General features: G+C 70.0%; 13 protein-coding genes and 1 tRNA gene. 4 read left to right on the top strand and 10 right to left on the bottom strand.

The window, feature by feature from the left end; translation table 11 throughout:
• Nucleotides 1-157: 5'-methylthioadenosine phosphorylase (locus FDZ70_02325; protein TLM80075.1), on the bottom strand; the 157-nt coding region annotated here is incomplete at its 3' end.
• Between the two features lie 82 nt (nucleotides 158-239).
• Nucleotides 240-1,400 carry an HD domain-containing protein gene (locus FDZ70_02320; protein TLM80074.1) on the bottom strand — a complete coding sequence of 387 codons (1,161 nt, stop codon included), beginning with the start codon at nucleotides 1,398-1,400 and terminating at the stop codon, nucleotides 240-242.
• On the opposite strand from FDZ70_02320, the gene FDZ70_02315 reads away from it, so the two are divergent.
• Nucleotides 1,372-1,812: a hypothetical protein gene (locus FDZ70_02315; GenBank protein TLM80073.1), complete on the top strand. Its 441-nt coding sequence runs from the start codon at nucleotides 1,372-1,374 to the stop codon at nucleotides 1,810-1,812. The two genes, FDZ70_02320 and FDZ70_02315, sit on opposite strands and share 29 nt — an antisense overlap.
• On the opposite strand, the gene FDZ70_02310 is transcribed toward FDZ70_02315, so the two are convergent.
• The 7 genes from FDZ70_02310 to FDZ70_02280 all read right to left on the bottom strand — a co-directional run bounded on the left by FDZ70_02310 (nucleotide 1,809) and on the right by FDZ70_02280 (nucleotide 7,337).
• Nucleotides 1,809-2,075, bottom strand: coding sequence for a hypothetical protein (locus FDZ70_02310; protein ID TLM80072.1), 267 nt, complete (start codon nucleotides 2,073-2,075; stop codon nucleotides 1,809-1,811). The two genes, FDZ70_02315 and FDZ70_02310, sit on opposite strands and share 4 nt — an antisense overlap.
• A gap of 77 nt (nucleotides 2,076-2,152) precedes the next feature.
• Nucleotides 2,153-2,395 (bottom strand): hypothetical protein, encoded by a 243-nt coding sequence (locus FDZ70_02305; GenBank protein ID TLM80071.1) that lies wholly within the window; start codon nucleotides 2,393-2,395, stop codon nucleotides 2,153-2,155.
• A 109-nt stretch (nucleotides 2,396-2,504) separates the two neighbouring features.
• The gene (locus FDZ70_02300) at nucleotides 2,505-3,275 is read right to left on the bottom strand and encodes a DUF2085 domain-containing protein (protein TLM80070.1); all 771 of its coding nucleotides are present in this window, start codon (nucleotides 3,273-3,275) and stop codon (nucleotides 2,505-2,507) included.
• Nucleotides 3,258-3,334 (bottom strand) — tRNA-Pro (locus FDZ70_02295). The genes FDZ70_02300 and FDZ70_02295 overlap by 18 nt, the downstream gene beginning before the upstream one ends.
• A 112-nt stretch (nucleotides 3,335-3,446) precedes the next feature.
• Nucleotides 3,447-5,528 (bottom strand): hypothetical protein, encoded by a 2,082-nt coding sequence (locus FDZ70_02290; GenBank protein TLM80069.1) that lies wholly within the window; start codon nucleotides 5,526-5,528, stop codon nucleotides 3,447-3,449.
• A gap of 155 nt (nucleotides 5,529-5,683) precedes the next feature.
• Nucleotides 5,684-6,142 (bottom strand): RidA family protein, encoded by a 459-nt coding sequence (locus FDZ70_02285; protein ID TLM80068.1) that lies wholly within the window; start codon nucleotides 6,140-6,142, stop codon nucleotides 5,684-5,686.
• A gap of 7 nt (nucleotides 6,143-6,149) precedes the next feature.
• Complete coding sequence (locus tag FDZ70_02280) at nucleotides 6,150-7,337, bottom strand: methyl-accepting chemotaxis protein (GenBank protein ID TLM80067.1); 1,188 nt, start codon at nucleotides 7,335-7,337, stop codon at nucleotides 6,150-6,152.
• A 154-nt stretch (nucleotides 7,338-7,491) separates the two neighbouring features.
• Between FDZ70_02280 and FDZ70_02275 the strand changes: the two genes are divergently transcribed.
• The 3 genes from FDZ70_02275 to FDZ70_02265 all read left to right on the top strand — a co-directional run bounded on the left by FDZ70_02275 (nucleotide 7,492) and on the right by FDZ70_02265 (nucleotide 9,213).
• Nucleotides 7,492-7,698 carry a 4Fe-4S ferredoxin gene (locus FDZ70_02275; GenBank protein TLM80066.1) on the top strand — a complete coding sequence of 69 codons (207 nt, stop codon included), beginning with the start codon at nucleotides 7,492-7,494 and terminating at the stop codon, nucleotides 7,696-7,698.
• Between the two features lie 130 nt (nucleotides 7,699-7,828).
• Nucleotides 7,829-8,053 carry a hypothetical protein gene (locus FDZ70_02270; GenBank protein TLM80065.1) on the top strand — a complete coding sequence of 75 codons (225 nt, stop codon included), beginning with the start codon at nucleotides 7,829-7,831 and terminating at the stop codon, nucleotides 8,051-8,053.
• A 95-nt stretch (nucleotides 8,054-8,148) separates the two neighbouring features.
• Nucleotides 8,149-9,213 (top strand): DUF362 domain-containing protein, encoded by a 1,065-nt coding sequence (locus FDZ70_02265; protein TLM80076.1) that lies wholly within the window; start codon nucleotides 8,149-8,151, stop codon nucleotides 9,211-9,213.
• A gap of 16 nt (nucleotides 9,214-9,229) precedes the next feature.
• Here FDZ70_02265 and FDZ70_02260 read toward each other — a convergent pair whose 3' ends face one another.
• The gene (locus FDZ70_02260; protein TLM80064.1) at nucleotides 9,230-11,200 is read right to left on the bottom strand and encodes a PBP1A family penicillin-binding protein; all 1,971 of its coding nucleotides are present in this window, start codon (nucleotides 11,198-11,200) and stop codon (nucleotides 9,230-9,232) included.
• Nucleotides 11,201-11,287: the final 87 nt, after the last annotated feature.

Genomic DNA, 11,287 nt, shown 5'->3' with positions numbered 1-11,287 from the left:
GCAGGAACGCGACCGTACGGCCGTCGATCTCCCCGTGCATGATCGGCGACGACGGCGGGCCGTACGGCGTGTCGACCTTGAACTCCCGGGCATCCTCGAGCAGCGAGTAGAAGCCGCTGCCGCCGAAGACGCCGATCTCAGCCTGGGGATAGCGCATGCTCGTGACTCCTCACGCGGGACGGGCGCGAAGCATCGTCGCTTCCACGCCGGGACCGCACAAGGGTAGCACGCCCGGACGCTCAGCCCGCGGCCGCGCGCGGTGCGACCTCGTCTTCATCGGGGGCGTGATCGCGGTCGTCCTCGGCGGCCCGCGGCGCGTAGAGCGGGCGGCGGAACATATTGAACGCGTCCGTCCAGGACTCGCCTGCGACTGACGCCCCCGTCGAGACCTCGACGAAGCCTGCAGCCTTCGCGTCGAGGTTGTCGGCGTGGTGGAGCAGGAGCGCCTCCAGGGTGCATGGGCGCTTCGGCGCACCCCACTCGAGTTCGCCGTGATGCGACAGCATGGTGTGCGACAGGCGCACGAGCACGTCCGGCGGCACATCGGCGCCGGCAGCCGCGATAGCCGCGCGAAGGCGCCGCTCGCCGAGGACGACGTGGCCGATGAGCCTTCCTTCGTCCGTGTAGTCGATCACGGTGTCGCACGACAGTTCGTCGACCTTGCCGACGTCGTGGAGCAGTGCAGCCGTCACGAGCAGGTCGCCGTCGGCCGCGTCGTAGACGCGCGAGAGTCCCGTGCAGAGGTCCGCGACCGCGACCGTGTGCTCCAGCAGCCCACCCACGTACGCGTGATGATGCGACTGCGACGCCGGGCCCACCGCGAAGCGGGCCATGAACTCCCGGTCACCGAACACCGCCTTGAGCGCCGAGCGCATCGCCGGCGCGCGCACACCAGCGATGAGCGCCCTCAGGCTGCCGATCAGCTCGCGGCGGTCCCGCCTCGCCCCAGGCAGCATGTCGTCGCGATCGTAGGTGCGCTCCGCCCGCAGTGACTCGATCGACACGCGACGTACCCCGCGCCAGGACGTCACCCGCCCGCGCGCCCGCACCACGCATCCGGCGGGCAACGACGTCGCCTCGGTGCCGGGACGGAACATCACCGCGCCGATGCGGCCGGTGCGATCGGCCAGCTCGAGCGCGAGGTACGCCTCGCCCGTCCTCGCCGCGCGCACCTCCTTCGAGCGCACGGCGAACACGCTGTCCACCCGTGCGCCCTCCGTCAGACCCGCGACGTACTGCTCCTTCATCGTGTCGCCTCCGATGCGTGCCGTCCCCCATTCGACCCGAAGGTAGCCGGGAGGTCTGACATCGGCCTGCCGCAACGCGGATGCGCTACGATGTCCGCACGCAGACCCGTCGGAACGGCGCCCCATGCGACTCGGCACACGGTTGCCCGTCATCCTCGCGACGATCGCGCTGACGTCAGCCGCGGCGGGCTGCGGGGCGCGCGTGACCTACACGCAGGAGGCCGAGCCGCTGACGCTCTCCGAGGTGGAGTCACGCGCAGCGTCGTTCGACCAGTCACGGTGGTCGGCGACCGCTTCGGAACGCGCCGCCGAGCTGCGGACGCGGTCCCTCGCCTCCCTGCGGTTGCGGGACGAGACGGCGACGCTCCTCGCCGACCTGCTGACGGCCGAGTTCCACGCGTCGCGCGGGGTCCCCGTCCAGATCAGCGAGACCGTCATCGACGGCACGCCGGCATGGACGGTCGTCGAGGTGTACGGCCCGGCGGGCGGATCTCTCGACCGCCGGCGCCTGTGGGTACTGTCACGCCCGGACGGCGACGTGATCTCCTCGAGCACGTACCGCTAGGCGGCGCCGGCGCGGCGGGCGTCCGCGATCGCGCTTGCGCGCAGATAGCGCATCCTGATCTCCCGCGTACGATCGCCGCCGCGGAACGCGGCGCGTCGCACCACGCCCCAGAAGTACGCCTCCAGCCGGCGGGCGCTCCAAGACTGTCCGGACGCGGCGGCCGCCCGCAGGGCGGTGCGCTCCGCTCGCCGCGCGAGATCGGACGGAAGCCCCAACTCGACGGCGCGTGCGACCGGCACGGTCAGCGACGGATGAGTCTCCATGGCCGTTCCTTCCTTGTCGAACCTGCGTTCGACTGCGAAGGTAGCGGCCCGGTCTGACATCGGGCGCGTACGGGGGATCAGCCGATCTGGAAGACCGCCGAGATGGCGTCGCGGTTCACCGCGACGTACGAGGGCTCGTAGAGCAGGTCTCCCGACTCCAAGGAGAACACTGACGCGTTCGTCACCACGAGGAAGTCCTTGGCCTTGGAGTTGAGCGCGTCGGTGAGCCTGCTGCCGGCGAGCACGTGCATCTCGCCCTCGATCCTCAGCGTCCCGCTGACGATCACGACCCGCACCTTGTCCTTGCTCGTGTACACCACGGGGCAGTCCCTCCGCCACGTCGGTCCGCCGCGGACGCGCGGCGCACCATCAGCGTACGGCATGCGGAGCGCCCGCGCCAATGCTGCTCCGCCTCCACGCGGCACGCGGTCAGCTCAGCAGGCGCAGCACCAGCAGCCGGAACGCGGACCCGGCGCCGAGCTCGAGTAGCGTGAGCCCGACTGCGAGCAGGTGTGCCGCCCACGCCTCACGAAGCCGGACCGCCCTCCGCTCGAACGCCGGAACAAGGCATACGATCGCGAGGTTCACCCACCAGAAGGTCACCACGATGCACGCAGCCACGATCGCGGGGAATCCAGCCGCCGTCAGCGGGAACACCAGCCGCACCACCGCGAATGCAGCGGCCAGCGACGACAGCCAGACGACCACTTCGCGAGCGCCGGACAGCACGCGGTCCGGCGACGGATCGCGCCACAGCTGGCCGTTGACGATCGGCGTCGCGAGCAGCGAGATCGCCCCCCCGGTCAGAAGGCCCGTCGCGAGCCGCGTGTCGTTGGTGGTGGTCCACATCGCATTGACCAGGCCCGTGTTCGAGTTGATGCCGTCGAGCCCCATCGCGACGACGAACGCCCCCGCGAGCAGGATCACCGGCCATGCGGGCGGCTCGGAGCGCCGAGAGCGACCGAGCACCTGGAGCACGAGGACCGACACCACGAACCCGACGTAGATGCCGGTGTCACGGGCGCAGACCGGCACCTGGAAGCCGCCGCCGAAGAATGAGCGCTCGGGCAGCTGATGACACAGACCGTAGCCCAGCGCGGTCAGGAAGGCCTGGTACAAGGGCGCCCCGTAACGTGATGAGTGCGGCAGGCCCCCCGAGGGGCCTGCCGCACCGGACTTCCATGGTCGGGATGGCGGGATTTGAACCCACGACCTCTCGGTCCCGAACCGAGCGCTCTACCAAGCTGAGCCACATCCCGGGCGGAGCCGTATCATACACGGTCGCTTTCGAGCGGGCAAAGCGCGCTCTGCGGGCATGCGAAGGGCCCGGACGCGACGCGTCCGGGCCCTTGCGACGACCGTCGCCGGCCGCTACCTCTTGATGTACTTCTGCGCCTCGCGCACGTGGCAGTAGGAGCAGTACGTCTCCTCGTGGCACTTGAAGCACTCGGCACTGCCCGACTTCTTGACCGTGTCGGGGTGAGCGTTCACCCACGGCTTGGCCGCGGTGTACTTGTGGTGGCACTCGTTGCACGCGGATGCGGCGTGGCAGTTCAGGCACGTGGCCTCGGCCACCTTCTTCTCCGTCAGCAGCTTGGAGTGCGTGCCGCCCTGGCCCTTGACCGGGTTCGCCGGATCGGCCGGCCCGAAGCCGCTCGGGTGCGGCATCTCGAGCTTGTGGCACGCCTTGCAGAAGGTGTTCGTGTTCGGCTCGTTCTTGCCGTGGCAGTACGCGCACGCCTCGGCGGCCTTCTGGTACGTCGATGCGTGGACCGCGGTGGTCTTGCTGTTCTTGTCGCGCGTCCAGTTCCCGGCCTTGTGCGAGGCGGGCAGGACCTTGCGCGCGGTGTGGCACTTCACGCAGTCGTTGCCCTTGTCGTGGCATGCCTCGAAGCACGCGGCGCCGCCCTGCTTGTTGACGATGCCGCCGTGCGTGCTGAGCCAGGAGACGGTCGCCGAGGCGCCCTTGTGGTGGCAGTTGCTGCAGACTTCCTTGTAGTTGTGGCAGTACTGGCACTTCGCCTTGTCCTTGAGGCCCGACGCGAGGTGGTTCTTCTTGAACGTGTCGGGGTGCGGCACCTCGTACTTGTGGCAGGCCTTGCAGAAGGCGTTGCCGTTCGGCATCTTCGCGCCGTGGCAGATCTCGCAGCCCTCGGGCTGGGCCTTGAAGTTCGCCGCGTGCACGCCGAGGTCGGCGCCGTACTTGCGCAGGAAGTCGCCCGCCTTGTGCGAGGACGGCGGCGCGGTGAGCTTCTTGTGGCAGTTCAGGCAGAAGGTCGTGTCCTTGTGGCAGGCCCCGATGCAGCCCTTCACGCCGTTCTTCGTGACCGCCTTCGCGTGCTGGTTGACCCACGGGGTCTTCGCATCGAAGGTCCAGTTGGACTTCGCGCCGTGGTGACAGTTGTTGCAGAACGTGTAGCCGGTCTTCTTCACGTTGTGGCACAGGTCGCACTTGTCCATCTTGGTCTTGGCGACCTCGGGATGCTTCTTCTCCTTGAACTCGGTGGAGTGCGGCATGTCCATGCCGTGGCACCTGGTGCAGAACGTGGCCTCGACGTGGCAGGTCGTGCAGTAGAAGACGGCCTCGACCGGAGGCAGCGGCGCCTTCTCCTTGTCGCTCTCGGCCTCGGACTCACGCTTCTCGAACTCGGCCAGCGCGGAAGCGGCCTCGGACTTCATCTCCTTGGCCATGTCCGCATGACCCTCGGGGTAGAAGCTCGTGGCCTCGTGGCTCTCGGGCTTGAGCTTGAAGTCCTTCGGGTGGCACTTCCCGCAGGCGCCCGGCGCCTTGTACATGCTGATCGACGTGTCGGTCAGCGTGTGGCAGCGGAAGCAGGCGTCCATCGTCATGTAGTTCTCGTGTTTGTGGCTCTCCTCGCCGTCCGGGTTCTTGAGGGTGAGGTCCCAGCCCTCCTCGTTGTGCGCGATCCGGTTGTGGCACCAGGTGCACTGGATCTCGTTCCAGTACTCGACCTCGGCCGCGGCGACCGGCTTGGCCTCCTCGTGCTTCTCATGGCTGATGATGATGCCCTTGCTCGGCGTCACCTCGCGGTTCTTCAGGTTGTGGCACTGGGTGCACTTGTCCGATTCCATCTCCTCGGACAGCGAGAGGTGCGAGTGGGGGTTGAGCGGGAGCTCGAACTTGTCCGTGACGGTGAGGTACAGCTCGCCGAGCGCCTTCATCTTGTGCAGCACGAAGACGATCGGGTTGGCGTTCACCGGCATGTGACACGCCATGCAGGAGATCTCGGAGTGCGTGGACTTCTGGTAGGCGATGATCGAGTCGTCCTGCACCTTGTGACAGCCCTTGGCGCAGAACCACTTCGTCGAGGTCACGCCGAGCGCGACGACGACGACGACCGCCAGCAGGAGCACGACGACCCCGGTCCAGATGATGAACCGCGGACGCGTGTCGGGGTCCTTGAACCCCTTGACCAGGTTGAACTTCGCCATTCGCTTCTCCCTCGCACCCTCACGCGGAAACAGGTCGTAAGCCCCCAGTACGCTATCCGGGCAAGCGTATCGGAACCGCCCCCATGCGGCAACACGCCGAGGGCCACTCGGGGTGTTCGCCGCGCATGCCGCGTCTCCTTCACGCGGACGTGCTCTCAGGCGAGCAGGAGCACCGCCGAGACCTCCACGGGAGCGCCGAGCGGCAGCTCCGCGACGCCGACCGCCTCGCGCGTGTGCCGGCCGGCCTCGCCGAACGCCGCGGCGAGGACCTCACTCGCGCCGTCGGCCACCGCGGGCTGCCTACGGAACCCGGGCGCCGACGCGACGTATGCTGTCAGCCGCACGACCCCCTCGACCTGCGTCAGGTCGCACGCGGTCGCGGCCGCGGCGAGCGCGTTGAGCGCGCACTGCGCGGCGCACGCACGCGCCGCCTCCTCGTCGACCTCCTCGCCGACACGCCCGACGGCGACGAGCGCCCCGTCGCGCATCGGGAGCTGGCCGGCGGTGAACACGAGTGCGCCCGCACGGACCGCCGGGAGGTACGCACCGAGCGCCGAGGGGGGCTCCGGCAGGACGAGCCCGGCCGCCTCGAGGCGTTCCCGGACGGCGTCCATCGCGCGGCTAGCCCTGGTCGCTCAGCTTGGACAGCTCGACGATGGCGCCCGAGATCTGCCGCGATGTCTGCGCCGCCTGCTGGCTGACCTGGGCGACCTCGCGCATCGAGACGACGACCTGCTCCGACGCGGTGCGCTGCTGCTGCGTGGCGATCGAGATCTGCTTCGCGGCGTCGGTGGTCTCCTCGACTTGGCTGACGATGCGGTCGAGCGCGTCGGCGGTGGCTTGGGCCAGTTGCTTGCCCTCGTCGACCTTCTTCGCCGAGCGCTCGGTCGACATGATCAGCGCCGAGCTGGACGCCTGGATCTCGCGGACGACGCGGCCGATCTCCTGCGTGGACTCGGTCACCGAGTCGGCGAGCTTGCGGATCTCCTCCGCAACGACCGCGAAGCCCTTGCCCGCCTCGCCCGCGCGCGCGGCCTCGATGGCGGCGTTGAGCGCGAGGATCTTCGTCTGCTCGGCGATCTCGTCGATGATGAGCAGCACACGGCCGATCTCCTGGCTGCGCTCGCCGAGCGCGAGGATGCGGTCGGAGGCCTGCTGCGTCGACAGGCGGATCTCCTCGATGCCCGATGCGGTGTCGCGCACCGCCGTCATGCCGTCCTCGGCAGAAGCGAGCGTGCGCTCGGCCACGCGGACGACCGCCTCGGAGTTGTCCGCGATCTGCTTCGACGTCTGCGCGAGTTCCTCCAGCGTCGCCGAGGTCTGGGTGACCGCTGCGGCCTGCTCGGCGGCGCCCGACGCCTGCTGCTCGGTCGCCGACAGCACGTCCGACGACAGCCCGCGGATGCGGCCCTGCGCCGCGCGCGCGCTCTCGAGTACCTCGGCGGCGCTCCCGCAGACCCGGACGATCTCCGCGGACAGCTCGTCGACCTCGTCGACCTGGCGCGCCATGATGCCGAGGCTGGCGCTCGCCGCATCCAGGGTGCCGCGCATCAGGTTGCGCGCGATCGTGTCCGCGATCAGGTAGCACGCGTACCCGAGCGCCACGCCGGCGACGATGCACAACGCGCCGAAGACGATCATGGCCACGGTGCTCTTCGCCGTGACGAAGAGGCTCGCGACGACCGGGAAGGCGACGCCGACCACGACGCCCATCAGCAGCATCATCCCCAGCAGGCGCTTGCCCGTGAGCGTGACGCGACGCCGCCCCTTCTTCGGCTCGCCTTTCGCGGCCTTGTCCTTCGCTGCCAACGTGCCTCCCCTGCGTCGGGTCCTGGTGACGCCACCGGCATTGTAGCAGTGCTAGGAGACCGCGCGCGTGGCACCGGGGAGTACAGCGGGGGTTGCGCACCTGATACCCCATGGGGTATTCTCCGTGCGACGAACCGACCAATGGAGGACCAGCATGACTCGAGTGACCATCGACAGGGCGCGCTGCGACCGATCGCCCGGCTGCCCGGCCCGGCGCTCCTGCCCGCAGGACGCCATCGTGCCCGTCCCCGGCGGGCCCTACCCCGGCGCCAACGGCTACACTGTGGTCGAGGACCGCTGCGCGGGCTGCGCGGTGTGCGCGATGAACTGCCCCGGACGCGCGGTCGTCGTGGACGGATGAGGTGACGGGAATGAGCGTGCCGAAGGTCACGGTCGAGGTCTACGACATCCCCGCGCAGACGGCGTGCTTCTCCGGAGGTTGAGGACCCTCGTGGTCTCCGGAGGAGATCTGCGCCATCATCCGCGCCGAGATGGAGTCCCGATTCGGCGACGATGCCGTGCTTCTGTACCTCGACGCGTCCGACGACGGTGTCCGCCGGGAACACGCCGCCGTGGTCGAACAGATCGAGACGGCGGGCCATCTGTACCCCGTCACGGTCGTCGACGGAACGCCGCTGTATGACGGCGCGGTATCCTACCCGGCCGTCCTGCGAGCCGTGCACGACAGGCTCGCCCAGCCGGTCGTGGAGCAGTGACCGGCAGGCCCCTCGTCTCCATCGCACGCTGCGCCGGCTACGCGCCGGACGCGGTGACTGAAGCGGTCCGTGAGGCGCTCGCTCCGCTCGGCGGTATGAGCGCCCTCGTCTCCCCGGGGCAGACGGTCCTGCTCAAGGTGAACCTGCTGTCACGGGCGGCGCCGGAGCGGGCCGTCACGACGCACCCCGAGGTGGTCCGGGCCGTCATACGCGAGGTCGTGACCGCTGGCGGCGTGCCGACGGTCGGTGACAGCCCCGGCGGGCCGAACACCCCCGCGCTCGCGGCGCGTGTCTTCGAGGCCTCGGGGATCGGTGCGGTCTGCGCCGCCGAGGGGGTCCGCCTCACGCTGTTCGACGAGGACGTCGTCCGCGTGCAGAACCCGGACGGCGCGCTGTTCGGCGCGTTCACGATCGGCCGTGCCGTCGCCGAGGCCGACGTGGTCATCGACCTGCCGAAGCTCAAGACGCACGGCTTCATGATGTACACAGGCGCGGTGAAGAACCTGTTCGGCTGCATCCCCGGCCTCGAGAAGGCGCAGTACCACATGAAGGTGCCCGCCCGCGAGGACTTCGCGGAGATGCTCCTCGACCTCATGCTCGCGTGCCGGCCGGCGGCGGCGATCATGGACGCGGTCGTGGCGATGGAGGGCAAGGGGCCGGCAGGCGGCACGCCGCGACAGGTCGGCGCGGTGATGGCCTCGACCGACCTCGTCGCCCTCGACGTGATCGCCTCGGCGATGATCGGCCTCGACCCGTCCGAGGTGTACACGAACCGGGCCGCGGCCGCCCGCGGGCTCGGGCCGGCGCATGCGCGCGACGTCGAGACCGTGGGCGCCGACTGGTGCGAACTCGCACCCCGCGGGTTCGCGCTGCCCGCGCGCGACGTCTCCGCAGGCATGCCCGCGTGGCTCCGGGACCACCTGCGCCGCGCGGCGACCGCCCGGCCGTTCCTCGCACGGGCGGCCGACTGCACGCGCTGCGGAAGCTGCCTACGCGACTGCCCCGTGGACGCCATCGAGGTCGGCGAGGGCGGGCCGTCGTTCGACCACGCGAAGTGCATCCGCTGCTACTGCTGCCAGGAACTGTGCCCGCCTCAGGCTATCGACCTGAAGACCCCCGTGCTCGCGCGCATCGTCTCGCCCCGGCGCGGGCGGGCCTGACACCGCCGCGCGAGGCTCAGTGCTCCGTGCACACCCCGAGCGGCGCGGTGTCTGCGGGGAGGTCCATGTCCGCCCAGTTCGGACAGCGCTGATTGGCCAGCAGCATCGTGTCGAGGCAGATCCGCACGCGCTTCACCGCGGCATCGCCCGCCGCGCCGGCCGGCGCCGCCCCCTCAGGCGACCTGACGCGGTACATGAAGTCCGACCAGATGCGCGCCGGGTAGCTGCCGCCCGTCACCTTCGTGCCGTGGACGTTCGTCATGTCCACCTGCGCTGCACGGTGCCCGACCCACACCGCCGTCACGAGGTCGCCCGTGTAGCCGACGAACCAGGCGTCACGGTACGACTGGGTGGTGCCGGTCTTGCCCGCCGCCCACGCGGCCATCTTCGCGGCGGTGCCGGTACCACGCTCCACCACGTCGTGCAGCACCGTTGAGGCGGTCACCGCGACGCGCTCGTCGACCACCCTGGTCGCAGGGCGTGACGGCTGGTAGACCACCGCGCCCGCGTCATCGGTCACCTTCACGATGCCGCCCGGCTCCGCATGCGTGCCCCCGGACGCGATCGTGCCGTACGCCGAGGCCATCTCCAGCGGCGTGACGCCCTGGGACAGCCCGCCCAAGGCGATCGCGGGGTTCGGGTCGAGCGTGCTGACGATGCCCATGCGGTGCGCCACCTCGATGACGCGCTCGGTGCCGACGGCCATGATCAGCCTCGCGTAGACCCCGTTGACCGAGAACGCGGTCGCGTCCCGGAGCGACAGCATCCCGCTCGAGAACCCGCCCTCGTAGTTCTCGACCTTCCAGACCCCGTCGGTCACCGGCACGCTGTACGGCGCACCGCTCCACTTGGAGTCCGGGGAGATGCCCTTCTCGAGGGCCGCCACGAGCACGAACGGCTTGAACGCCGAGCCCGGCTGGCGGCGGCCCTGGCTGGCGAGGTTGAACTTGTCGCGCGCGAAGTCGCGGCCGCCCACCATCGCCACGATGTCCCCGGTCTTGTGCCGGATCGACACGAGGGCCACCTCGGGGTCGCTCGCCGACGGCAGCGCCCTGCCGGCCGCGGCCTCCGCCTCGGCCTGGAGGCGCGGATCGAGCGTCGTGTACACCCTCAGCCCGCCGGTGTACACGGCCTCCGCCCCCAGGCGGTCGATGAGCTGGGTCTTCACGTACTCGACGAAGTAGGGCGCGCGCACGGCCTCGGGCCTGCGTGCGACGAGCTTCAAGGGCTCGCGCTTCGCGGCGAGTTCCTGGTCCGAGGTGATGAATCCCTGCTCGCGCATCTTCGAGAGCACGACGTTGCGGCGCTCGACCGCCGCCTCGGGGTCCTCGGTCGGCGAGTACCGCCCCGGCGAACGGATGACCCCGGCGAGCAGCGCCGACTCCGCGAGGGTGAGGTCCGCGGCACTCTTGCCGAAGTACGTCCGCGACGCGGCCTCTATGCCGTACGCGCCGCGCCCGAAGTAGACGATGTTGAGGTAGGTCTCGAGCACCTTGCGCTTGTCGGCCTTGCTCTCGAGCTCGAACGCGAGCAACGCCTCGCGGGCCTTGCGGCCGAGCGTCCGCTTGCCGTCGGTGAACAGGAGCTTCACGAGTTGCTGCGTGATCGTGCTCCCGCCTTGGGAGACCGCCCCGCTCTTCGTGTTGGCCGTGAACGCGCGGGCGATGGCCTCCCAGTCCACGCCGTTGTGCGAGTAGAACCGCTGGTCCTCGACCGCGACGACGGCGTCGCGGACGTCGCCCGACATGTCCTCGTAGGCGATCATCGTCCGATCGACCTCGCCATGCCACTCGGCGAGCACGCTGCCGTCGGCGGCGTACACGACCGACGTGCGCTCGGCGGCGGTCGCGGCCGGCCCGACCTCGAGGTCGGGCAGGGAGAGCGAGAGCCGGTACAGGTAGGCCGTGGCCGCGAGCGCGAGCACGAACACCGTGCCCAGCACCCACAGCAGCGTCCGCAGTATCCGCGTCGCGCGGCGAGACGTCACGCACGACCTCCCGGGCTCGAGGGCAGACGGCGCCTCGGGCGGCACCCGCCCGCGCCGGTCCGGGCAGGCGGCCCCGAGGGTTACAAT

The sequence above is a fragment of the Actinomycetota bacterium genome (assembly GCA_005774595.1).
In the GTDB taxonomy this organism is placed as follows: Bacteria; Actinomycetota; Coriobacteriia; order Anaerosomatales; family D1FN1-002; genus D1FN1-002.
This window is presented reverse-complemented; position numbering and strand designations above follow the sequence as displayed.